The organism is Pseudomonas sp. KH_040, from assembly GCF_057839305.1.
This window is the reverse complement of the sequence record NZ_CM174487.1, coordinates 4,798,357-4,822,273: the sequence shown is the minus strand read 5'-3', so window position 1 is coordinate 4,822,273 and position 23,917 is coordinate 4,798,357. Positions and strand designations below refer to the sequence as shown.

Annotated in this window: 21 protein-coding genes; all 21 read left to right on the top strand. The window is 56.2% G+C overall.

The genetic code is table 11. The features are described 5' to 3' along the window. Positions 1-154 precede the first annotated feature (154 nt). The 21 genes from gyrA to AC3IUF_RS21305 all read left to right on the top strand — a co-directional run bounded on the left by gyrA (position 155) and on the right by AC3IUF_RS21305 (position 23,915). Positions 155-2,929 carry a DNA gyrase subunit A gene (gyrA, locus tag AC3IUF_RS21405; protein WP_489279251.1) on the top strand — a complete coding sequence of 925 codons (2,775 nt, stop codon included), beginning with the start codon at positions 155-157 and terminating at the stop codon, positions 2,927-2,929. Positions 2,930-3,080: 151 nt separating this feature from the next. Then, entirely contained in the window at positions 3,081-4,166 is a 1,086-nt protein-coding gene (gene serC, locus AC3IUF_RS21400; RefSeq protein WP_007908403.1) for a 3-phosphoserine/phosphohydroxythreonine transaminase, read from the top strand. Then, positions 4,166-5,260, top strand: coding sequence for a prephenate dehydratase (gene pheA / locus AC3IUF_RS21395; protein ID WP_007908404.1), 1,095 nt, complete (start codon positions 4,166-4,168; stop codon positions 5,258-5,260). The genes serC and pheA overlap by 1 nt, the downstream gene beginning before the upstream one ends. 13 nt (positions 5,261-5,273) lie before the next feature. Continuing rightward, positions 5,274-6,386, top strand: a complete 1,113-nt coding sequence (gene hisC, locus AC3IUF_RS21390) for a histidinol-phosphate transaminase (RefSeq protein ID WP_007908418.1) — start codon at positions 5,274-5,276, stop codon at positions 6,384-6,386. Between the two features lie 28 nt (positions 6,387-6,414). Then, complete coding sequence (locus AC3IUF_RS21385; protein ID WP_007908420.1) at positions 6,415-8,622, top strand: bifunctional prephenate dehydrogenase/3-phosphoshikimate 1-carboxyvinyltransferase; 2,208 nt, start codon at positions 6,415-6,417, stop codon at positions 8,620-8,622. Then, a complete protein-coding gene (cmk, locus tag AC3IUF_RS21380) occupies positions 8,619-9,308 on the top strand; it encodes a (d)CMP kinase (RefSeq protein WP_007908422.1) in 690 nt (229 codons plus the stop codon). The genes AC3IUF_RS21385 and cmk overlap by 4 nt, the downstream gene beginning before the upstream one ends. Before the next feature lie 119 nt (positions 9,309-9,427). Then, positions 9,428-11,110 (top strand): 30S ribosomal protein S1, encoded by a 1,683-nt coding sequence (gene rpsA / locus AC3IUF_RS21375; RefSeq protein WP_186620528.1) that lies wholly within the window; start codon positions 9,428-9,430, stop codon positions 11,108-11,110. Between the two features lie 205 nt (positions 11,111-11,315). Further along, complete coding sequence (locus AC3IUF_RS21370; protein ID WP_007908433.1) at positions 11,316-11,594, top strand: hypothetical protein; 279 nt, start codon at positions 11,316-11,318, stop codon at positions 11,592-11,594. A gap of 152 nt (positions 11,595-11,746) precedes the next feature. Then, complete coding sequence (gene ihfB / locus AC3IUF_RS21365) at positions 11,747-12,043, top strand: integration host factor subunit beta (protein ID WP_003189779.1); 297 nt, start codon at positions 11,747-11,749, stop codon at positions 12,041-12,043. A 27-nt stretch (positions 12,044-12,070) separates the two neighbouring features. Beyond that, positions 12,071-12,310 carry a LapA family protein gene (locus AC3IUF_RS21360; RefSeq protein ID WP_007908448.1) on the top strand — a complete coding sequence of 80 codons (240 nt, stop codon included), beginning with the start codon at positions 12,071-12,073 and terminating at the stop codon, positions 12,308-12,310. Positions 12,311-12,534: 224 nt separating this feature from the next. Continuing rightward, entirely contained in the window at positions 12,535-13,611 is a 1,077-nt protein-coding gene (gene rfbB, locus AC3IUF_RS21355; RefSeq protein ID WP_176472320.1) for a dTDP-glucose 4,6-dehydratase, read from the top strand. Further along, on the top strand, positions 13,608-14,501 hold the full coding sequence (gene rfbD / locus AC3IUF_RS21350; protein ID WP_007908452.1) for a dTDP-4-dehydrorhamnose reductase: 894 nt from the start codon (positions 13,608-13,610) through the stop codon (positions 14,499-14,501). The genes rfbB and rfbD overlap by 4 nt, the downstream gene beginning before the upstream one ends. Next, positions 14,498-15,388 carry a glucose-1-phosphate thymidylyltransferase RfbA gene (gene rfbA / locus AC3IUF_RS21345; protein ID WP_007908453.1) on the top strand — a complete coding sequence of 297 codons (891 nt, stop codon included), beginning with the start codon at positions 14,498-14,500 and terminating at the stop codon, positions 15,386-15,388. The genes rfbD and rfbA overlap by 4 nt, the downstream gene beginning before the upstream one ends. Before the next feature lie 55 nt (positions 15,389-15,443). Continuing rightward, positions 15,444-16,364 (top strand): glycosyltransferase, encoded by a 921-nt coding sequence (locus tag AC3IUF_RS21340; RefSeq protein ID WP_489279249.1) that lies wholly within the window; start codon positions 15,444-15,446, stop codon positions 16,362-16,364. 178 nt (positions 16,365-16,542) lie between these two features. Continuing rightward, entirely contained in the window at positions 16,543-17,532 is a 990-nt protein-coding gene (locus tag AC3IUF_RS21335; RefSeq protein ID WP_007908457.1) for a glycosyltransferase family 2 protein, read from the top strand. A 54-nt stretch (positions 17,533-17,586) separates the two neighbouring features. Further along, the gene (locus AC3IUF_RS21330) at positions 17,587-18,405 is read left to right on the top strand and encodes an ABC transporter permease (RefSeq protein ID WP_007908460.1); all 819 of its coding nucleotides are present in this window, start codon (positions 17,587-17,589) and stop codon (positions 18,403-18,405) included. Further along, complete coding sequence (locus AC3IUF_RS21325; protein ID WP_007908462.1) at positions 18,395-19,720, top strand: ABC transporter ATP-binding protein; 1,326 nt, start codon at positions 18,395-18,397, stop codon at positions 19,718-19,720. The genes AC3IUF_RS21330 and AC3IUF_RS21325 overlap by 11 nt, the downstream gene beginning before the upstream one ends. 152 nt (positions 19,721-19,872) lie before the next feature. Further along, the gene (locus AC3IUF_RS21320; protein WP_489279247.1) at positions 19,873-21,120 is read left to right on the top strand and encodes a sulfotransferase family 2 domain-containing protein; all 1,248 of its coding nucleotides are present in this window, start codon (positions 19,873-19,875) and stop codon (positions 21,118-21,120) included. Position 21,121: 1 nt separating this feature from the next. Continuing rightward, positions 21,122-22,183 carry a glycosyltransferase family 2 protein gene (locus tag AC3IUF_RS21315; protein ID WP_489279246.1) on the top strand — a complete coding sequence of 354 codons (1,062 nt, stop codon included), beginning with the start codon at positions 21,122-21,124 and terminating at the stop codon, positions 22,181-22,183. A 108-nt stretch (positions 22,184-22,291) separates the two neighbouring features. Continuing rightward, positions 22,292-22,759 (top strand): hypothetical protein, encoded by a 468-nt coding sequence (locus AC3IUF_RS21310; protein ID WP_489279244.1) that lies wholly within the window; start codon positions 22,292-22,294, stop codon positions 22,757-22,759. Next, entirely contained in the window at positions 22,752-23,915 is a 1,164-nt protein-coding gene (locus AC3IUF_RS21305) for an acyltransferase family protein (RefSeq protein ID WP_177321048.1), read from the top strand. The genes AC3IUF_RS21310 and AC3IUF_RS21305 overlap by 8 nt, the downstream gene beginning before the upstream one ends. The last annotated feature ends 2 nt before the right edge of the window (positions 23,916-23,917 follow it).

The following is a 23,917-nucleotide window of genomic DNA, read 5'->3' as shown; positions in this document are numbered from 1 at the left end:
AGGCAGCTCCACGGAGCTGTCTTTACTGCGCAAATCCGCGATCCAATGTTGATTTGTCGTAAGTCGGCGCATGGCACTCGGCCTGCCCCGGCGAGCTTCGTTGCTCCCACATGGATATGACGAAGTTTCACCAGAAAAAGGAATCAGGCTTCTCATGGGCGAACTGGCCAAAGAAATCCTCCCGGTCAATATCGAAGACGAGCTGAAACAGTCCTACCTCGACTACGCGATGAGCGTAATCGTCGGCCGTGCACTGCCGGATGCGCGCGATGGCCTCAAGCCCGTGCACCGTCGCGTACTGTTCGCGATGAGCGAGCTGGGCAACGACTTCAACAAGCCGTACAAGAAATCTGCCCGTGTTGTCGGCGACGTGATCGGTAAGTATCACCCGCACGGTGACACTGCCGTGTACGACACCATCGTTCGTATGGCTCAGCCTTTCTCCCTGCGCTACCTGCTGGTAGACGGTCAGGGCAACTTCGGTTCGGTCGACGGCGATAACGCCGCGGCGATGCGATACACCGAAGTGCGCATGACCAAGCTGGCGCACGAGCTGCTGGCTGACCTGCACAAAGAAACCGTGGACTGGGTGCCGAACTACGACGGCACCGAAATGATCCCGGCGGTCATGCCGACCCGTATCCCCAACCTGCTGGTCAACGGCTCCAGCGGTATCGCCGTGGGCATGGCGACCAACATTCCGCCACACAACCTCGGTGAAGTCATCGACGGTTGCCTGGCACTCATCGACAACCCTGAGCTGACCGTCGACGAGTTGATGCAGTACATCCCCGGTCCGGACTTCCCGACCGCCGCGATCATCAATGGTCGCGCCGGCATCATCGAAGCCTACCGCACCGGTCGCGGGCGCATTTATATGCGCGCCCGCTCGATCATCGAAGACATCGACAAGGTCGGTGGCCGTCAGCAGATCGTCATCACCGAACTCCCTTACCAACTGAACAAGGCGCGTCTGATCGAGAAGATCGCCGAGCTGGTCAAAGAGAAGAAGCTGGAAGGCATCACTGAACTGCGCGACGAGTCCGACAAGGATGGTATGCGCGTCGTGATCGAACTGCGTCGCGGCGAAGTGCCTGAGGTGATCCTCAACAACCTCTACGCCCAGACCCAGCTGCAATCGGTATTCGGCATCAACATCGTTGCGCTGATCGATGGTCGTCCACGCATCCTGAACCTCAAGGATCTGCTGGAAGCCTTCGTCCGTCACCGTCGCGAAGTCGTTACCCGCCGTACCGTGTTCGAACTGCGCAAGGCGCGCGAGCGTGGTCATATCCTCGAAGGTCAGGCCGTTGCCCTGTCGAACATCGACCCGGTTATCGCGCTGATCAAGGCTTCGCCGACGCCGTCGGAAGCAAAAGAAGCCCTGGTCAGCACGCCGTGGGAATCCTCGGCAGTGGTGGCGATGGTGGAACGTGCCGGTGCCGATTCGTGCCGTCCGGAAAACCTCGATCCGCAATACGGTCTGCGCGAAGGCAAGTACTTCCTGTCGCCAGAACAGGCGCAAGCCATTCTGGAACTGCGTCTGCACCGTCTGACCGGTCTGGAACACGAAAAACTGCTGGCCGAGTATCAAGAGATCCTTAACCAGATCGGCGAGCTGATCCGCATCCTCAACAGCGCCGTGCGCCTGATGGAAGTGATCCGCGAAGAGCTGGAAGTGATCCGCGCCGAATACGGCGACCAGCGTCGCACCGAAATTCTCGATGCCCGTCTTGATCTGACCCTGGGTGACATGATCCCGGAAGAAGAACGCGTCGTGACCATCTCCCACGGTGGCTACGCCAAGACCCAGCCGCTGGCTGCGTATCAGGCTCAGCGTCGTGGCGGTAAAGGCAAATCGGCCACCGGCGTCAAGGATGAGGACTACATCGCTCACCTGCTGGTTGCCAACAGTCACACCACGCTGCTGCTGTTTTCCAGCAAGGGCAAGGTGTACTGGCTCAAGACCTACGAGATTCCGGAAGCGTCCCGCGCCGCCCGTGGCCGTCCGCTGGTCAACCTTCTGCCATTGAGCGAAGGCGAGTACATCACCACCATGCTGCCGGTCGATCTCGAAGCCATGAAGCGTCAGGCTGATGAAGAAGAAACCGAAGGCGTCGAGGCTGATGTAGAAGAGATCGAAAACAGCAACGAAACCGATGAAGAGCGTCGCGCTCGCATCAAGGCTGCCGATCGCAAGAAAGCGCCGTTCATCTTCATGTCGACTGCCAACGGTACCGTGAAGAAGACTCCGCTGGTGGCCTTCAGCCGTCAGCGCAGCGTTGGTCTGATCGCGCTGGAACTGGACGAAGGCGACATCCTGATCTCCGCAGCCATCACCGATGGCGAGCAGGAAATCATGCTGTTCTCCGACGGCGGCAAAGTGACGCGCTTCAAGGAATCCGAAGTTCGCGCCATGGGCCGTACCGCCCGCGGTGTACGTGGCATGCGTCTGCCGGAAGGGCAGAAGCTGATCTCCATGTTGATTCCGGAAGAGGGCAGCGAAATCCTCACCGCCTCCGAGCGCGGCTACGGCAAGCGCACGGCGATCACCGAGTTCCCTGAATACAAACGTGGCGGTCAGGGCGTTATCGCCATGGTCAGCAACGAGCGTAACGGTCGTCTGGTCGGCGCAGTTCAGGTGCAGGACGGTGAAGAAATCATGCTGATCTCCGATCAGGGCACCCTGGTGCGTACCCGTGTCGACGAAGTGTCGAGCCTGGGTCGTAACACTCAAGGTGTAACGCTGATCAAGCTGGCCAAGGATGAAACCCTGGTCGGGCTGGAGCGGGTTCAGGAGCCTTCGGAAGTTGAGGGTGAAGAGCTTGAGGGTGAAGAGGGCGAGGAATTCGAAGGCACTGTCGTAAACGACGATGCCGGTGAAGACCAGCAACTCGACGCCGCAGCAGACGAAGAACCGCAAGAATAAGCGGACAAACGAGGGGGCGGATGAGAATTCGCCCCCTTGTTATTTGTCCGGTATGAATTTCCCCTGTAGGAGTTGCCGAAGGCTGCTACAGAGGTAGACCTATCAGATTTACAGATTTTTTGTGTATCACCAAGTCAGAGCGAGATTGGATGTGAGCAAGCGAGCCTATAACTTCTGCGCCGGTCCTGCGGCGCTTCCTGAAGCTGTCCTGCAGCGCGCCCAGGGTGAACTCCTTGATTGGCATGGCAAGGGTCTGTCGGTCATGGAAATGAGCCATCGCAGCGATGAGTTCGTGTCCATCGCCACCCAGGCCGAGCAGGATCTGCGTGACCTGCTGAATATCCCGTCGAACTATAAAGTGCTGTTTCTGCAAGGTGGCGCCAGCCAGCAATTCGCGCAGATCCCACTGAACCTGCTGCCTGAAGGCGGCTCGGCCGACTATATCGACACCGGTATCTGGTCGCAGAAAGCCATCGAAGAAGCTTCGCGCTACGGCCACGTCAATGTTGCCGCCACCGCCAAGCCATACGACTATTTCGCTATCCCGGGCCAGAACGAGTGGAAGCTGTCGAAAGACGCCGCTTATGTTCACTACGCGCCGAACGAAACCATCGGTGGTCTGGAATTCCAGTGGATTCCTGAAGTCGGTGATGTACCGCTGGTAGCCGACATGTCTTCGGACATCCTCTCGCGCCCGGTCGATATCTCGCGTTTCGGCATGATCTACGCCGGCGCACAGAAAAACATCGGCCCGAGCGGTATCGTGGTCAACATCATCCGCGAAGACCTGCTCGGCAAGGCGCGCGCGCTGTGCCCGACCATGCTCGACTACAAAGTCGCAGCGGATAACGGCTCGATGTACAACACCCCGCCGACCCTGGCCTGGTACCTGTCCGGCCTGGTGTTCCAGTGGCTGAAAGAGCAGGGCGGTGTCGAAGCGATCGCCAAGCTCAACGACGTCAAACAGCGCACGCTGTACGACTTCATCGACGCCAGCGGCCTCTACAGCAACCCGATCAACAAGTCGGATCGCTCGTGGATGAACGTGCCGTTCCGTCTGGCCGATGATCGTCTGGACAAGCCGTTCCTCGTCGGTGCCGAAGAGCGCGGCTTGCTCAATCTGAAGGGCCACCGCTCCGTGGGCGGCATGCGCGCCTCCATCTACAACGCCGTCGACATCACCGCGGTTAATGCGCTGGTGGCGTACATGGCTGAATTCGAGAAGGAACACGGCTGATGTCCGAGCAAGAACTCAAGGCACTGCGCGTTCGCATTGACGCTCTGGACACCAAAGTCATGGAGCTGATCAGTGAGCGTGCGCGTTGCGCCCAGGAAGTCGCGCGAGTAAAGATGGCCTCGCTGGCCGAAGGCGAAGTGCCGGTGTTCTATCGTCCTGAGCGCGAAGCTCAGGTGCTCAAGCGGGTGATGGAGCGCAATCAGGGGCCGCTGGGCAACGAAGAGATGGCGCGGTTGTTCCGTGAAATCATGTCGTCGTGCCTGGCGCTGGAGCAGCCACTGAAAGTGGCTTATCTCGGTCCTGAAGGCACCTTCACCCAAGCCGCAGCGATGAAACACTTCGGTCACGCGGTGATCAGCAAGCCGATGGCGGCGATCGACGAAGTGTTTCGTGAGGTGGCGGCCGGTGCGGTGAATTTTGGCGTGGTGCCGGTGGAAAACTCCACCGAAGGCGCGGTCAACCACACGCTGGACAGCTTCCTCGAACACGACATGGTGATCTGTGGCGAAGTCGAGCTGCGCATTCACCATCACCTGTTGGTCGGTGAAAATACCAAGACCGACAGCATCAGCCGCATCTATTCCCACGCGCAATCGCTGGCCCAGTGCCGCAAGTGGCTGGACGCGCATTACCCGAATGTCGAGCGCGTGGCGGTGTCGAGCAACGCCGAAGCGGCCAAGCGGGTTAAAGGCGAGTGGAATTCGGCGGCGATTGCCGGCGACATGGCGGCAGGGCTGTATGGCCTGACGCGTCTGGCCGAGAAGATCGAAGACCGTCCCGACAACTCGACGCGCTTCCTGATGATCGGTAACCAGGAAGTGCCGCCGACCGGCGACGACAAGACTTCGATCATCGTGTCGATGAGCAACAAGCCCGGCGCGCTCCATGAGTTGCTGGTGCCGTTCCACGACAACGGGATCGACCTGACCCGTATCGAAACCCGTCCGTCGCGCAGTGGCAAATGGACCTACGTGTTCTTCATCGACTTCGTCGGCCATCACCGTGATCCGTTGATCAAAGGTGTATTGGAAAAGATCAGTCAGGAAGCAGTAGCACTCAAAGTGCTGGGTTCCTACCCGAAAGCAGTTCTCTAAGGGGCGGTAGCAAATGAGTGGCAACTTCCTCGCTCTGGCACAGCCGGGCGTGCAACAACTTTCGCCGTACGTTCCGGGCAAGCCTGTGGACGAACTGGCGCGCGAGCTGGACCTGGATCCGGCAAAAATCGTCAAACTGGCGAGCAACGAAAACCCGCTGGGTGCCAGTCCGAAAGCCTTGGCGGCGATCCGCGAAGAGCTGGCCGAGTTGACGCGTTACCCGGACGGCAACGGTTTCGCGCTGAAATCCCTGCTGGCCGAGCAATGCCGCGTCGAGCTGAATCAGGTCACGCTGGGCAACGGTTCCAACGACATTCTTGAACTGGTCGCGCGCGCCTATCTGGCGCCGGGTCTGAATGCCGTGTTCAGTGAGCACGCTTTCGCTGTGTACCCGATTGCCACCCAGGCAGTCGGCGCCCAAGCCAAAGTGGTGCCGGCGAAAGATTGGGGGCATGACCTGCCTGCAATGCTCGCGGCCATCGATGCCAACACCCGCGTGGTGTTTATCGCCAACCCGAACAACCCGACCGGTACCTGGTTCGGTGCTGAAGCGCTGGACGAGTTCCTGCAGGACGTTCCGGAGCATGTGCTGGTGGTGCTGGACGAGGCTTACATCGAGTACGCCGAAGGCAGCGATCTGCCGGACGGTCTGGATTTCCTCGCCGCTTACCCGAATCTGCTGGTCTCGCGCACCTTCTCCAAAGCCTATGGCCTGGCGGCATTGCGCGTTGGCTACGGTCTGTCGACTGCGGTTGTGGCTGACGTGCTGAACCGCGTTCGCCAGCCGTTCAACGTCAACAGTCTGGCCCTCGCGGCAGCCTGCGCAGCGCTGAAGGATGAGGAATATCTGGCGCAAAGCCGTCAGCTCAATGAGTCGGGTATGCAGCAGTTGCAGGCCGGCTTCCGTGAGCTGGGGCTGAGCTGGATCGAATCCAAAGGCAATTTCATCTGCGTCGACCTCGGTCAGGTCGCGGCTCCGGTGTTCCAGGGCTTGCTGCGCGAAGGCGTGATCGTGCGTCCGGTAGCCAACTACGGCATGCCGAACCACCTGCGGGTGACCATCGGTCTGCCGGCGGAAAACAGCCGCTTCCTCGAAGCGCTGCGCAAGGTTCTGGCTCGTGGGTGATGTCACTGCACTGCAATCTGCTGCACCTATGATCGGTCGCCTTGTGGTGGTCGGTCTGGGGTTGATCGGTGGTTCGTTTGCCAAAGGCTTGCGTGAAAGCGGTATCTGCCGCGAAGTGGTCGGGGTCGATCTCGACCCGCAGTCGCGCAAGTTGGCGGTTGAGTTAGGCGTTGTGGATCGCTGTGAAGATGACTTGGCAACCGCATGCCAGGGCGCTGACGTGATTCAGTTGGCGGTGCCGATTCTGGCCATGGAGAAAGTGCTCGCGCGGTTGGCGAACATGGATCTGGGCTCGGCGATTCTGACCGATGTCGGCAGCGCCAAAGGCAATGTGGTGCGCGCGGCGACCGAAGCGTTTGGCGCTATGCCGCCGCGATTCGTTCCGGGTCATCCGATTGCCGGTTCCGAGCAGAGCGGGGTGGAAGCCTCCAATGCCGAACTGTTCCGTCGCCACAAAGTGATTCTCACGCCGCTTGAGCAAACCGATCCGGCGGCGCTGGCTGTGGTTGATCGTCTGTGGCGCGAATTGGGCGCCGACGTCGAGCACATGCAGGTCGAGCGTCACGATGAAGTGCTGGCCGCGACCAGTCATCTGCCGCATCTGCTGGCCTTCGGTCTGGTCGATTCGTTGGCCAAGCGCAATGAAAATCTTGAGATCTTCCGTTACGCTGCGGGCGGTTTCCGCGATTTCACAAGAATCGCCGGAAGCGACCCGGTGATGTGGCACGACATCTTCCTCGCCAACCGCGAGGCTGTCCTGCGCACACTCGATACATTTCGCAGCGACCTCGACGCCTTGCGCGACGCGGTCGATGCAGGGGATGGGCACCAATTGTTGGGCGTTTTCACTCGCGCCCGGGTTGCCCGCGAGCATTTCAGTAAAATCCTGGCCCGCAGGGCCTATGTGGACGCTATGAATTCCAACGATCTGATCTTCCTGGCTCAACCTGGTGGCCGCCTGTCCGGTCGGATTCGCGTACCGGGTGACAAATCGATTTCCCACCGCTCGATCATGCTCGGCTCGCTGGCCGAAGGCGTCACCGAAGTCGAAGGCTTCCTTGAGGGTGAAGACGCCCTGGCGACCTTGCAGGCATTTCGCGACATGGGCGTGGTCATCGAAGGCCCGCACCACGGCCGCGTGACCATCCACGGTGTCGGCCTGCACGGCTTGAAGCCGGCGCCCGGCCCGATCTATCTGGGCAACTCCGGTACCTCGATGCGTCTGCTGTCCGGCCTGTTGGCGGCGCAGAACTTCGACAGCGTTTTGACTGGCGACGCCTCGCTGTCCAAGCGTCCGATGAATCGCGTGGCCAATCCACTGCGCGAAATGGGCGCCGTGATTGAAACTGCTGCTGAAGGTCGTCCGCCGATGACCATTCGTGGCGGACACAAGCTCAAAGGCCTGACTTACACCATGCCGATGGCCAGTGCTCAGGTGAAGTCCTGCCTGCTGCTCGCCGGTCTGTACGCTGAAGGCAAGACCACCGTGACCGAGCCGGCTCCGACTCGCGACCACACCGAGCGCATGCTGCGTGGTTTCGGTTATCCGGTGAGCGTTGATGGCGCTACGGCATCGGTCGAGTCCGGCGGCAAGCTGACTGCGACCCACATTGAAGTGCCCGGCGACATCTCGTCGTCAGCGTTCTTCCTGGTCGCGGCCTCGATCGCCGAAGGTTCCGAGCTGGTGCTTGAGCACGTCGGCATCAACCCGACCCGCACTGGCGTGATCGACATCCTGCGCCTGATGGGCGCGGACATCACTCTGGAAAACCAGCGTGAAGTCGGCGGCGAGCCGGTGGCTGACCTGCGCGTGCGGGCAGCTAAACTCAAAGGTATCGAGATTCCTGAAGCGCTGGTTCCACTGGCCATCGACGAATTCCCGGTGTTGTTCGTCGCCGCTGCCTGTGCCGAAGGGCGCACCGTGCTGACCGGCGCCGAAGAGCTGCGGGTCAAGGAATCGGATCGCATTCAGGTCATGGCAGACGGTTTGCTGGCGCTGGGCGTCAAATGTCAGCCGACCCCGGACGGCATCATCATCGACGGCGGCCAGATTGGCGGCGGCGAAGTGCATGGTCATGGCGATCACCGTATCGCGATGGCATTCAGTGTGGCGTCGCTGCGCGCTACTGCACCGATCCGCATCCATGATTGCGCCAACGTCGCGACGTCGTTCCCGAACTTCCTCGCACTGTGCGGGCAGGTCGGTATTCGTGTGGCACAAGAGGCTCAGTCGTGAAATACATTGCACCGGTCATCACCATTGATGGGCCAAGCGGCTCGGGCAAAGGCACCGTAGCCGGGATTCTGGCCAAGCGTCTGGGCTGGAACCTGCTGGATTCCGGTGCGTTGTACCGCTTGCTGGCATTTGCTGCGCACAACCACGGTGTGGATCTGACCAATGAAGAGCTGCTGAAGAAACTCGCCGCTCATCTGGATGTTCAGTTCATTGCGGCGACCGATGGTCAGTTGCAACGGATCATTCTGGAAGGCGACGAAGTCAGCGATGTCATTCGCACCGAAAGCGTCGGTTCCGGCGCTTCGCAAGTGGCGGCATTGCCGGCCGTACGCGAGGCACTGCTGCAGCGCCAGCGTGCTTTTCAGGAGGCGCCGGGTCTGGTGGCCGATGGTCGCGACATGGGCACGGTGGTTTTTCCTGATGCGCCGCTGAAGATTTTCCTGACCGCCAGTGCCGAGGAGAGGGCGCGTCGTCGATATTTGCAGTTGAAGGGCAAAGTCGAGGGTGTTAGTCTGTCGAGTCTGCTAGATGAGATCCGTGCACGCGACGAGCGTGACACCCAGCGAGCGGTAGCCCCGCTTAAGCCGGCGGCTGACGCCATACAGCTGGATTCCACGGAGTTGTCCATCGATCAGGTGCTTGAACGCATCATGAGCGAGATCGCCATTCGCGATATCGCCGGGTGACCAAGAAGGCGGCAGGGGACCAGTCATAGTCCTGCAGCGCTTCTTTTTAATGAAACTAACCCACACCGTCTGGGGTGTGGAGATGGGCGTATCCTTCGCCCTCATTTACAGGAATTAAAATGAGCGAAAGCTTTGCGGAACTCTTTGAAGAAAGCCTAAAAACCCTGAACCTTCAGGCAGGCTCCATCATCACCGGTGTTATCGTTGATATCGATTACCAGGCTCGCTGGGTAACCGTTCACGCTGGCCTGAAGTCTGAAGCACTCATCCCGCTTGAGCAGTTCTACAACGACGCTGGCGATCTGACTATCAATGTCGGTGACGAAGTTCACGTTGCTCTGGACTCGGTTGAAGACGGTTTCGGTGAAACCAAGCTGTCCCGTGAAAAAGCCAAGCGCGCTGAGTGCTGGATCGTTCTGGAAGCGGCCTTCGCAGCTGAGGAAGTGGTCAAGGGCGTTATCAACGGTAAGGTTAAAGGCGGCTTCACTGTCGACGTTAACGGCATCCGTGCGTTCCTGCCAGGTTCCCTGGTTGACGTCCGTCCAGTGCGCGATACCACGCACCTGGAAGGCAAAGAGCTGGAATTCAAGGTCATCAAGCTGGACCAGAAGCGCAACAACGTTGTCGTTTCCCGTCGCAGCGTCCTGGAAGCCGAGAACTCCGCCGAGCGTGAAGCTCTGCTGGAATCCCTGCAGGAAGGCCAGCAAGTCAAAGGTATCGTCAAAAACCTCACCGATTACGGCGCATTCGTCGATCTGGGTGGCGTGGACGGCCTGCTGCACATCACCGACATGGCCTGGAAGCGCATCAAGCATCCTTCCGAGATCGTCAACGTTGGTGACGAAATCGACGTCAAGGTTCTGAAATACGATCGCGAACGCAACCGTGTTTCCCTGGGCCTGAAGCAACTGGGCGAAGATCCATGGGTTGCTATCAAAGCCCGTTACCCAGAAAGCACTCGCGTTACCGCTCGTGTAACCAACCTGACCGACTACGGCTGCTTCGCTGAGCTGGAAGAAGGCGTTGAAGGTCTGGTACACGTTTCGGAAATGGACTGGACCAACAAGAACATCCACCCTTCGAAAGTCGTACAAGTCGGCGACGAAGTGGAAGTTATGGTTCTGGACATCGACGAAGAGCGTCGTCGTATCTCCCTGGGCATCAAGCAGTGCAAATCTAACCCATGGGAAGATTTCTCTGGCCAGTTCAACAAGGGCGATAAAATCTCCGGCACCATCAAGTCGATCACCGATTTCGGTATCTTCATTGGTCTGGACGGCGGCATCGACGGTCTGGTTCACCTGTCCGACATCTCCTGGAACGAAGTTGGCGAAGAAGCTGTTCGTCGTTTCAAGAAGGGCGACGAGCTGGACACCGTTATCCTGTCGGTTGACCCAGAGCGCGAGCGCATCTCCCTGGGTATCAAGCAACTGGAAAGCGATCCGTTCTCCGAGTACGTTCAAGAGAACGACAAAGGCGCCATCGTTAAAGGCACTGTGAAAGAAGTTGACGCCAAAGGCGCCATCATCGTTCTGGCCGACGATATCGAAGCGACTCTGAAAGCCTCCGAAATCAGCCGTGACCGCGTTGAAGACGCGCGCAACGTTCTGAAAGAAGGCCAGGAAGTAGAAGCCAAGATCATCAGCGTTGACCGCAAGAGCCGCGTGATCCAGCTCTCCATCAAGTCGAAAGACGATGCTGAAGAGAAAGAAGCTATCCAAAGCCTGAAGGCTGAAGAAGCTCCTGTTGGCGACACCACCATGGCGCAACTGCTGCGCAATGCAATGGCCAAACAGAACTAAGTTCTGCTTGATCATTAAAAAGGGCGACTTCGGTCGCCCTTTTTTGTGCCTGCGATTTGGTACTTCCAGGTTTTCGCGAGTGTTTCGGTGAAACCAATTCCACTTCGAACTGGTCTGTTTCTTTAATCGGATCAATCGTCTATTCACGTCTAAGCTTGGTCTTAAGCGTGTAGTCGTCGGGCAGTTGCCTGGCATAAGGAAGTGGATGAACAAGTTTATTGTCCTCATGGCTGTACTGGTTCTGGCTGGCTGTACGACCAGTGCCAAGACCCATGCTGTGCGTGGTGTCAGTGGTATAGAGGTCGACTGCTCTGGGTTGGGTTCTGGCTGGGAGAAATGTCAGAAGCGTGCGGCAAAGGAGTGCAAGGGGGCGGGGTACAAGGTGATCACCCGATCGGATGATGCCAAGGATGAAGATGAGTTTCCTTTTGGCTTCAACCCGGCGGGCTACGTGACGCGAACCATGCTAGTGATATGCCGTTAAGCATGCTGTGCCCTGTTTGTTGCTGTGATGCCCTGAAAACGGGCGTTTCGACGCGGTGGAAGATATGTCAATCCCTGGGCTGTTCAAAATCTTCCGGGCGTGCTAAAACCTTTCAAGCGCTGATCTAGCTGCTTGAAAAAGAAGGGAAAAATATGACGAAGTCGGAGTTGATCGAACGAATTGTCACCCATCAAGGGCTGCTCTCATCCAAGGATGTGGAGCTGGCCATCAAGACCATGCTTGAGCAAATGTCCCAATGCCTTGCCACCGGTGATCGCATCGAGATCCGTGGGTTTGGCAGTTTCTCCCTGCACTACCGTGCGCCGCGCGTCGGTCGTAACCCGAAGACCGGCCAATCCGTCAGTCTTGACGGTAAATTCGTTCCGCATTTCAAGCCGGGCAAAGAGTTGCGTGATCGGGTGAATGAGGAAGAGGAGGAGGGGGTTTGACAGTCGCTATCTCTCAAGGGGTTCCTCATGCGTAACCTTAAGCGCATATTTCTTGGCGTTTTTATTCTTTTACTGATTCTGGTGGTTCTAGCGTTTGTGCTCGAAAACCAGCAATCGGTATCGTTATTGTTTCTAGGTTTGAGCGGGCCGCAGTTGCCAGTTTCACTGATCGTAGTCTTGGCGTTGCTGATTGGTATGTTGATGGGGCCAGTGCTCGGTTGGTTTTTGGGGCGCTCCTCCAGAGCGGCGCGCAAACGCCTTGTCTGAAAGCGGCAGGTGCAGGGCGTCTGTCGAAATTGCGCCTCTCCCTGTTTATATCCATTAGTAAAACGTTCGTTAAGCTGTAAAATGCAGCCCTTGTTCGACAATGCTTTATTGCGCGTCGATTCAGACTGACTTTGACGGAAGCCTCATGTTTGGTGGCTTCTGCATTCATGGATTAGACAGTGCTCGTTGATGGCGCTGTCCGCAGCTCAAGGGTATGGTTCCGCGTGAAAATTCTAGTAACCGGCGGCGCCGGGTTTATCGGCTCGGCAGTCATCCGTCACATCATCGCCAACACCACCGATTCTGTCGTTAACGTCGATAAACTGACTTACGCCGGCAATCTGGAGTCGCTGGCCGAGGTTAGTCAAGACGAGCGTTACGCATTCGAACGCGTTGATATCTGTGATCGCGAGCAGGTTGATCGTGTTCTGCGTGAGCACCAGCCGGATGCGATCATGCATCTTGCCGCTGAGTCCCATGTTGATCGCTCGATCTCGGGCCCGTCCGAGTTCATTCAGACCAATATCATCGGTACTTATACTTTGCTCGAGTCCGCACGCCACTATTGGTCGGCGCTGGACGATACCCGCAAGAGCAACTTCCGCTTCCACCATATCTCCACTGACGAAGTGTATGGTGATCTTGAAGGCCCGGAAGATCTGTTCACCGAGACTACGCCTTACCAGCCAAGCTCGCCATACTCGGCCAGCAAGGCCAGTTCCGATCACCTGGTTCGTGCCTGGGCTCGCACCTATGGTTTGCCAACACTGGTCACCAATTGCTCGAACAACTACGGCCCTTGCCACTTCCCCGAGAAACTGATCCCGCTCATCATTCTCAATGCGCTGGAAGGCAAGCCGCTGCCGGTTTACGGCAAAGGTAATCAGGTTCGCGACTGGCTTTATGTAGAAGACCATGCTCGTGCGCTGTACAAGGTCGTGACCGAGGGTGTTATCGGCGAGACCTACAACATTGGTGGTCATAACGAAAAGCAGAACATCGAAGTGGTCCATACACTTTGCGCCCTGCTTGACGAACTGCGTCCGGATTCTGCACATCGCCCGCATGCCAGTCTGATCACCTATGTCCAGGATCGCCCGGGCCATGATCAGCGTTACGCTATCGATGCCAGCAAGATCCAGCGTGAGCTGGGCTGGACGCCTGAAGAAACCTTCGAAACGGGTATTCGCAAGACCGTCGAGTGGTATCTGACCAACACCGAATGGGTAGAGCACGTGAAGAGCGGCAGCTACCAGCAGTGGATCGATCAGAACTACGCGGATCGATCGAACAAGGCATGAAGATCCTTCTTCTAGGAAAGGATGGTCAGGTGGGATGGGAGTTGCAACGCTCCCTCCGGCCGCTTGGCGAATTGATCGCACTGGGTCGGCATGGCGTTGACGGGTTGTCTGGTGACTTGACCGACCTGGCGGCCTTGCGCGAGACAATCCGCAAGGTCCAGCCTGACGTGATCGTCAATGCGGCAGCTTACAATGCCGTCGACACTGCCGAGTCCGAGCCAGATCAGGCTAATCTGGTGAATGCGCAAGCTATCCAGGTTCTTGCCGACGAAGCTCGTGAAGTGGGTGCCTGGTTGGTCCACTACTCGACTGATTACGTGTTTGACGGTCAGGGGCAAGTGCCCTGGCTGGAAGGCGACGAGCCGCAGCCGCTGAATCGCTACGGCGAAAGCAAGTTGGCAGGGGAGCGCGCCGTCCAGGCCTCCGGTTGCCGTTACTTGCTGTTTCGTACCAGTTGGGTTTACAGCGCTCGTGGCGGCAACTTCGCCAAGACCATGCTGCGTCTGGGTAAAGAGCGCGAAAAGCTCAATGTCATCGTTGATCAGGTGGGAGCGCCGACAGGTGCCGATCTGATTGCGGATATAACCGCACTGGCGCTGCAGCAAGCGCTCAAGCGCCCGGAGCTGTCCGGTTTGTATCATCTGGCGGCCGCTGGGGAAGTGTCATGGTACGGCTATGCTTGTCATGTGCTGGATTTTGCCAAGGCCAATGGCGAGTCGCTTGCCGTACAGGCAATTGAACCCATTGAGGCAACGGCTTATCCAACTGCCGCACGTCGACCGTTGAACTCGCGCTTGAATACACAAAAGCTGCGCGACAATTTTTCTCTACACTTGCCGGATTGGCAAAGTGGTGTAACTCGAATGCTTAGGGAAGTTCTGAACAAATGACCACCAATAATCGTAAAGGCATCATCCTCGCCGGCGGTTCGGGCACTCGCCTGCATCCGCTGACCCTCGGCGTGTCGAAGCAGATGCTGCCGATTTACGACAAACCGATGATTTTCTACCCGCTTTCGGTACTGATGCTTGCCGGCATGCGCGAGATCCTGATCATCTCCACGCCGGAAGATCTGCCGAACTTCCGCAAATTGCTGGGTGATGGCAGCCTTTACGGTATCGAGCTGACTTATGCCGAGCAGCCGAGCCCGGATGGACTTGCACAAGCGTTCATCATCGGTGAAGAGTTCATCGGCAAGGACCCTTGCTGCCTGATCCTGGGTGACAACATCTTCTACGGCCAGCACTTCTCGGACAATCTGCGCTCCGCCAACGAGCAGAAGAGTGGCGCCACTGTGTTTGGTTATCACGTCTCCGATCCGGAGCGTTTTGGCGTGGTCGAGTTCGACGCGACAGGCCGTGCCCTGAGCATCGAAGAAAAGCCGTTGAAGCCGAAATCCAACTACGCGGTGACCGGTCTGTATTTCTACGATAACGAGGTCGTGGAAATCGCCAAGAATATCAAGCCGTCGGAGCGAGGCGAGCTGGAAATCACTGATGTGAACAGCGCCTACCTCAATAAGAAGTCGCTGAATGTCGAAATGCTCGGCCGTGGCTTCGCGTGGCTGGATACCGGTACCCATGACTCCTTGTTGGAAGCCAGTCACTTCGTTCACACCATCGAGCAGCGTCAAGGCTTGAAAGTAGCGTGCCTCGAAGAAATTGCTTACCACAATGGCTGGATAACAGCAGAGCAGCTGGGTTCTCAGGCAAATGCCTTGAAGAAAACCGGTTACGGTCAGTACCTGCAAAAACTGCTGGACTCGCCTTCTCGCTGATTCGAAAGCCTCGCGCTTTCAATCGGTGGGTTCAATCGCTGCTAGCAGGAATGGCATGCCAGTAAAACATCCCAAGATTGCGGTTTTGCTGGCTGCCTACAATGGCATGCAGTGGATCGAGGAGCAGGTAGCCTCGATCCTCGGTCAGCAGTCCGTCGATGTCACTATTCATATCAGCGTTGATTTGTCCGAAGACGGCACCGAGGCCTGGTGCAAAGCTCTCGGAGAGGTCGACAGTCGCGTGATTCTTTTGCCTCCTGCCGGGCGTTTTGGTGGTGCGGCGCGCAATTTTTTTCGTTTGATTCGAGATGTTGATCTGCACGATTACGATGCTGTGTCGTTTGCAGATCAGGATGATATCTGGGAGTCCGACAAGCTGCTGCGCGCTACACAAGCCATTACCTCGCACGGAGTCGATGCCTACTCCAGCAATGTCACGGCTTTCTGGCCGGATGGCAAGACGATCCTGCTCGACAAGAGTCAGCCGCAAGTTGCCTGGGACTTTCTGTTCGAGGCGGCGGGGCCTGGCTGTACTTACGTGTTGAGCCCCGCGCTTGCCCGGTCACTGCGCCAACAGGTCATTCAGGATTGGGAGCAACTGCAGCAAGTCAGTTTGCATGACTGGTATTGCTATGCGTTCGCTCGCAGCCATGGCTTCAAATGGTTCATCGATTCGCGGCCGAGCATGCTTTATCGGCAGCATGAGAGTAACCAGGTAGGCGCCAATACCGGGTTGACATCACTGTTTCAACGCTATGTCACCATCCATGAAGGCTGGTGGTTCAAGCAAGTTCAGGCCATCGCGCTGCTTGTCGGGGCGGATAAAAATCCCTTCGTCAGCAGCTGGCTGCCTCTGCGGCGGCGTGACTTGCTGCGGTTATCCGTCAGGGGCGGGCAGTGCCGTCGGCGGCCGCGTGACAAGTTTCTGTTTTTTTTCGTCTGCTGGCTGACTGCTGTCGTTGGCAGGAAGTCCTGATCGAGGCTGGAGCGGGTTTTGCGATTTTGCTTCGCCTGCTCGAAGCCCAACAACCGGAGATGAAAGTTCTCTATAATCGCCCGCTTCATGAAGGGAACGAATGGAGCCGATACCGTCGAAGCACTGGATATGATTCCTCAGGCTTCCGACCGGCGTTTTAATTGCAGTGGAGCATACAGTGTCAAGCCCCTTATCAGCGGATTCCGCGAACTCCGGCCTGAGTGTCGATACAGTCGAAGTGCCGGAGCTGGATGAGTCTGTCGCGATATTGCTGTGCTCGTATAACGGAGAGCGATTTCTTTCCGAGCAATTGAGCTCCATTGAGCAGCAGCAACATGCGCAGTGGCGTCTGTTCGTCTCAGATGACGGATCGTCCGACTCAACACTGGAGATTCTCAAGTCGTTTCAGGCGCGTATGGGGGAGCAGAAAGTGACGTTGCTTTCCGGCCCTCGAACGGGGTTCGCCGACAACTTCATGTCGGTGACCTGTCTGGAAAATATCAGTGCTGATTTTTACGCATGGTCCGACCAGGATGATGTCTGGGCGGCCGATAAGCTCAGCGCTGCGTTGACGCGGCTACGTCAGGTACCCGTTGGCGTTCCTGCGCTGTATGCCTCCCGGACGACGGTGGTCAATGAGTCCGGTGTCGAAGTGGGGATGACCCCCGGATATTGCCGCGACTTCAGCTTCCCCAATGCGCTCGTACAGAATGTCGCCGCCGGAAACACGATGGTTTTCAATCGCGCGGCGCATGAGCTATTGAAGGCGGGGCCGGCTCGGGGCATTGTCGCCCATGACTGGTGGGCCTATATGCTGGTGACCGGTGCCGGCGGGCAGTTTCATTTCGATCAGGTGCCGCATCTTTTCTATCGGCAGCACGAAACGAATTCGATAGGCGCCAATGCGGGGTTCATGGCCGCCCTGACGCGTATCCGAAAAATGTTTCAGGGACGTTTGCGGCGCTGGATCGATCAGAACATCGACCACCTGGAGGTGGTTGAACATCTTCTGACCGAACAGAACCGCAAGGTGTTGAGCCGGTTCAAGAGCGCTCGCAATCGGGGCTTGGCTGGACGCATCACCGGGATATGGCGCTCGGGTATTTACCGCCAGACGCTCCTTGGAAATCTGGGGCTTGCAGTAGCGATCATTTTCAAAGGAATTTGATGATGAATGTTGTGAAAAGGGTTTGAAAATGATTTTTTTTGAGGTCGCAGGTTAATGCAGAAGTTTTCAGCGGCGCCTGGCGTCATGTTCTCCAGTGTCTGGCGCAATCGCGCACTTATCGTTGCTTTGATCAAGCGCGAAGTCATCGGTCGCTACCGCGGCTCCTTTATGGGCATTCTCTGGTCGTTCTTCAATCCGATCGTGATGCTGGCGATCTACACATTCGTGTTCAGCTTCATCTTCAATTCACGCTGGGCGGGGGCTGGTGATTCAAAAGCCGAGTTCGCGTTGATCCTGTTCGCCGGCCTGATGGTTTTCAACCTGTTCGCAGAGTGTGTCACCCGCGCGCCCAATCTGATCATTTCAAATGCCAACTACGTGAAGAAGGTCGTGTTTCCGCTGGAAATACTGCCGTGCGTAATCGCCGGCTCTTCCTTGTTCCATGCGTTGGTCAGCCTGATTGTGTGGTTGCTGGCTTACTGCGTGTTTTTTGGCATGCCGCCGCTCACATTGTTTTACCTGCCGCTGGTCATAGCGCCTCTGGTGCTGATCATCCTGGGTCTGTCATGGGGGTTGGCCGCCATCGGTGTTTACATGCGAGATGTCGCGCATTTCATTGGCCTGGTGACCAGCGGTCTGATGTTTCTCGCGCCGATTTTCTACCCTGCGACGGCAGTGCCGGAGGAGTATCGGCATCTGCTTTTGCTCAACCCGCTCACCGTGGCCGTGGAGAACGTGAGGGCCGTACTGTTTTTCGGGCAGCAGCCTGATTGGCAGGCGCTCGGCATCTACGCATGCATAGCGATTGCAGTGGCTTACCTGGGGTTTGCCTTCTTCCAGAAGACTAGAAAGGGGTTCGCCGATGTCCTCTGAAATCGCGATCAAGCTGCAGAATGTCAGCAAGTGTTATCACATTTACGACAAGCCACGCGATCGCCTCATGCAGATGGTCGCTGGTCAGCGCAAACAATACTATCGAGAGTTCTGGGCACTCAGGAACGTCTCGTTCGAAATCAAGAAAGGCGAGACTGTCGGTATTGTCGGCCGTAACGGCAGCGGCAAGTCGACATTGCTCCAGGTCATCTGCGGTACGTTGAACCAGACCGTCGGTGATGTTCAGACTCTGGGCCGGATCGGCGCACTGCTTGAGCTCGGCTCCGGATTCAACCCGGAGTTCACCGGGCACGAGAACGTCTACATGAACGCCGCGATTCTCGGCCTCAGTCGTGCGGAAGTGGATGAGCGCTACGACGACATTGCGGCATTTGCCGACATTGGCGAGTTCATCCATCAGCCGGTCAAGACGTATTCCAGCGGCATGATCGTGCGTCTGGCGTTTGCCGTTCAGGCGATGGTCGACCCGGACATCCTGATTGTCGATGAGGCGCTGGCGGTCGGTGATGAGCGCTTCCAGCGCAAGTGTTTCGCCAGGCTCGATGAGTTGAAGGCGAAGGGCACTTCGATTCTGTTCGTCTCCCACTCGGGACCGCAGGTTGTCGAGCTGTGTGATCGGGCGATTTTGATGGAGCGCGGTGAGCGCGTCTGTACCGGATCGCCGATGGAGGTGGTGCGGGCTTATCAAAAGCTGATCTACGCACCAGCCGAAGAGCAGCCTCGATTGATCGAGGAATTCCGCGCAATTGGTACGGACAAGATTGCTGTCGAAACGACCCCGCTGGAAGCTGAGCAGGATGCTCCGGCGCAAGACCAGTACTTCGATGCCGGAATGGTGCCTGAGTCGACTACGGTCTACCCCGAACAAGGTGCTCGAATCGACGCGTTCGAGGTGTTCGACAAAGAAGGACGTCGTTGTAATGTCCTGAAGGCCGGCGGCGAATACGATATCGTCATGCGGGGCAACCTCACTGACGCGGTTTCGCGGGTTTTCTTTGCGATGCATATCCGCACGGTGTCGGGCGTCGTGATTACCGGTCAGCGTTTCCCCGATGAAGGGAAATATTTTGACTGTGAAGGCGCTGAACGCGAGTTTCGAGTCACGTTCAGCTGCAAGATGGTGATGCTCCCCGGCGTATACTTCGTCGGTGGGGGCGTGTGGTCGGAGAGCGAGCCAACCCTGTGCCATCGGATTCTGGATGCTTCGATGTTCAGGGTGGTGTCGGATCAGGGGTTGAGGTCGTTTGGTTATATGGATGTTTCCGTAGACGAACCGGCGCTTGAACTGCTCTAAAACTTGATCTGCTGAGGGAGAATCAGTCGTTCAGATGCCTCGGGACAGGGATGTTCGAATGGATGAGGAGGCCGGGTATAGGCCCCGATATAGCGTGAATATCGGCAAGATTTCCCTTTGCATAAAAATCAATGAGAATTGAGAAAAAAGTAATGACGAGTAGTGATGACCAGCGCTTGCTGGACTATTTTTCCTGGAATAGCTGCGTCTCGGATGAGCGGAAGTTGTTCTACGTGGCCACTCCAAAGGTGGCGTGCACCTCCGTGAAATGGTGGTTTGCAGAGCTTGAGGGCGTTGTTCAGGCCGTCCAGCAAGCGAAAAGCAGTTCGGAAACAGATCCGGAATTGGCCATTCATGACACGTTGCTCGCCGTCGCCCCAGGATTGTTCGTCAGATCCCCCGAGCGACTTGCTCAGATAAAGGCCGATGGGTACTTCAGCTTTGCGCTGGTGAGAAATCCCTACAAACGGATTTTTTCTGCCTGGCAATCGAAAATACTGCTGCGCGAGCCGTTACAGATTGTTCCTTATGAAGGGCAGGATTTCGTCGAGTACCCGATTGAACTCATGTCAGATGTGGCGGGGGCTTTCGAGTGTTTTCTCGAATATCTGTACGTCCACGAGCGCGACGATTTCAAGGATTGTCATTGGACGCCTCAGTACGATTTGCTCCAGCCTGCACTTTTCCCCTACAGCGCCATCTCAAAAATAGAAGATACTGCGGCGCTTGATGCTGCGCTGCGCGCTCACCTCGCAGAGGCATATGTAAGTCCGTTTACGACTGCTCGCGCGAACGAGAGCATGATTCCCTATCTGCCGGAATTCATCAGCCCGCGATCCGAGGAGCTGATTAAAGAACTTTATTCCAGGGATTTTGAGGAATATGGCTATTCAAAAGTCATTCCGCCTGCGAAGGAAAGTTTCTCGCAAGAGCAGTTGACGGTGGCGCTGAAGGGGATTGAGCTTTTACGCGGCAGGCATCAACGCATGGGTGAAATGCGCCAATGTTTGAACGAACAGATGGCTGACCTGCTGAAGGATAAAGAGTGGCTTGTCGGAGATCGCGACACTTGGGCTGCTTTCGCCAAGAGCAAAGAAGAGCAGATATATGCTATTGAGGCGCACTGTAGTGCTCAAGAGGCCGATAGGATTGCCAGAGACGCACAATATGGTGATCTAGAGGCCAAAATGGTCGCTAAAGAGGCACAATATAATGACCTGGAGGTCCACAGGCTCGCTCAACAAGCTCAACTTGAAGCGTTGCGCTCTGAATGCGAAAATCTCGTAATTGAGCTGGACCAGTCGAAGAAAGAAGCGAGCCAGTTGAAGGTGGATCTCGAACTTTCCCAAGCGGAGTTGCGCAAGGCATTGCGTGTAACTAATGAGCGTAACGGAGCGTAAAGTGGCGAAAGTTTCAGTTGTTCTTACCTCCTATAACCATGAAAAGTTTATAGGGCAGGCAATCGATTCTGTGATCAATCAGACGTTTACTGATTGGGAGCTGATTATTGTAGATGACGTTTCGCCAGATGGTTCGTGGGCCGTTATCGAAAGCTACAATGACCCAAGAATCATCAAGGTTCAGAACGATAGAACTCGCCGTTATATCTATAACATTAATCGTGCTATCGAATCGCAAAGTACCGGTGAATATATTGCCATTCACCACTCGGATGATGCTTGGGAACTGGACAAGCTGGAAAAGCAAGTGGCCGTGCTGGAAGCAAATCCCGGCATAGGTGCGGTATTTTCGCATGTTCAATGCATTGACGAGAATAACCAGCCACTCGTCGTCGAATGGTTCAATCAGCCGAACAAGCCGCGGACGGCCTGGTTGCGTTCGCTGTTCTTCAACGAAAACCAGTTGTGTCACCCAAGTGCGCTGGTCAGACGCAGTGCCTATGAACAGGCGGGTCTCTATAGAAGCGCGCATGCGCAAACAGACGATGCCGAAATGTGGACACGGTTACTGAAGATTTTCGATATCCATGTTGTTCAAGAGCGACTGACTCTACACCGTATCTTCTCGGATCAATCCAACGAGAGTGGGGATCGGCCGGACAGGCGGGCCCGGATGTGGCTGGAATGGTACTTTCAAAAGAAAAACTACATTGGCATGTCGCTGGCCGACATACTTGAAGCGTTTCCCGAAAGTGTAAAGTGGGTAACGCCAAAAGGGGCTAATAGTGGATACTTGCTGGCAATGTTCGCAATCCAGATCGGCGGTTGCCCTGGCACCCGGCTGTTTGGTGTCGAACTACTGTATCAGTTGATGAACAATAGCGAGGAGAGGGCGGAGATCGAAGCTATTCACGGCTTCAACTACCTGGATTTCATCGCGCTCACGGGTCAGGAAGAATTTTTCAACCCGGCAGCATTGGCGCCCGTAGTGCCGAGTCGCATCGTCAGCAATCCACTGCGGCGCTTTGCCGGTAAGGTAGTGCGCAGGCTAAGCAGCTGGTAACAGGGCATCTTCCAGGATAACTGACCGAGCCAGTGTTTCGCTTCTGAATGGGGCGGAGTGCTGGTTTTATGGTACGCAAAAGTAATCAGTGATGATTGGGCAGTGAGAGTGAAGGTCGATCTGAAGATATTGAGTGGTGTCCTTTTTTTCGCCTTGATTGCGATAGGAGTGTTGTCCTTCGCTCGCTGGACAGGAGTCGGCAAGGTAGTTGAATTGCCCGTACCGGTCGAACCTACGGTCGTTCTTCCGCAAGGGGTGGATGTGGCCGTGACGAGCGCGGGGGTCACCCTGGAAGTACAAGCGTGTGACATCGACAAGTTGGGGGATGAGTTTTTCCTGCATCTTTATCCCGCGAATGCCGCGAGCGCAGGCCCGGAAGGATTCATCAATCAGCAGTTCAATCTGAAGGCCTTGACGCCAGTCCAAACCAAAAAGCAGGAAGGTCCCGGCTCTTGTCATTACCGCATAGAGTTCGCGCCGATGGCCATTACACGCGTCGCGCTAGGTCAGTTCAGGGCACCGGAAGGACGTTGCTGTGACATATTGTGGACTAAAGAAGTGAAACTTGATGAATAACCCTCAAGCAACAGGCGCTGTACAGAATGTCCATCGTTCCTTTGGCCTGGATGTTTGTCGGACCATTGCCTGCCTGCTTGTTGTTTTCGGACATATGCTCGGGCACTCGGCACCGCATCCAGTATTGGCCGGATTTGCATTTCTGGCGACTTTCGGTGTGGACTTGTTCTTTTGTCTGAGTGGTTTTCTTATCGGCAGGATTCTGCTAAAAGAGGCGGCGCATTGGCGCGAACAAAAGATTGCGGGATTGACAGAGTTTTGGTATCGCCGCTGGATGAGGACTTTGCCGCTCTATATTTTCTTCTTTTTTGTTTCGTTGCGATTTGACTGGGCGGGCGCCACGACATTCGCCGAGCAGTTTCACTACTTGGTGTTTGCGCAGAACTTTGCATGGAGCATGACGGATTTCTACCGTCTATCCTGGAGCCTGGCAGTTGAAGAGTGGTTTTACTACACCTTTCCGCTTGTCATGTTGTTGATGATCGGGCTGGGCGCAGGCGTAAAGAGCGCAGCAGCGATCGTTATTCTGGTCTTTATAGTGGCGCCTTTTCTTGCGCGTATCGGATTGCCAATTCAGTCAGTGCGATATGACGATGCACGTTATGTAGTGTTGTACCGCCTTGATGCCATTGGTTTCGGGGTATTGATCGCTTATCTCTACACTTGGCACCGCCCGATCTTTGAATGTCTGGCCAAATTTTGGTATGTGCCATTTACATTCGCTGTCGGATTGATTGTCCTGACTCGACAAGGGATGCCATGGACTGCTGGTAGCAAGCTGGAGCAATCATTGTTTTTCACGTGGTCAGCGATATTTTTCGCCACGTTAATACCTGCATTTTTCAGTCTGAGTGCTTCGCGCCTTAATATTGTAAATCGCTTCGTGAAATATACCAGCCTGATTTCCTATTCAATTTATCTCGGCCATATTTTCGCTTTTATATTGGTAATAAATGTTTTGAATCGATATGGGTTGCACGAGCGTATTTACGATAATCCGTGGCTGGCCTACCCGATTTTCATTGTATGCGTTTACGCGCTCGCTCATCTGACATACACATTCGTTGAGAAACCGTTCTTGCGGTTGCGTGATGTTAATAGCTTGTCGGTATTCAAGTTTTTCAAAAGTCTTCAGCGTTTTGGCGCAGGGAAGTAATT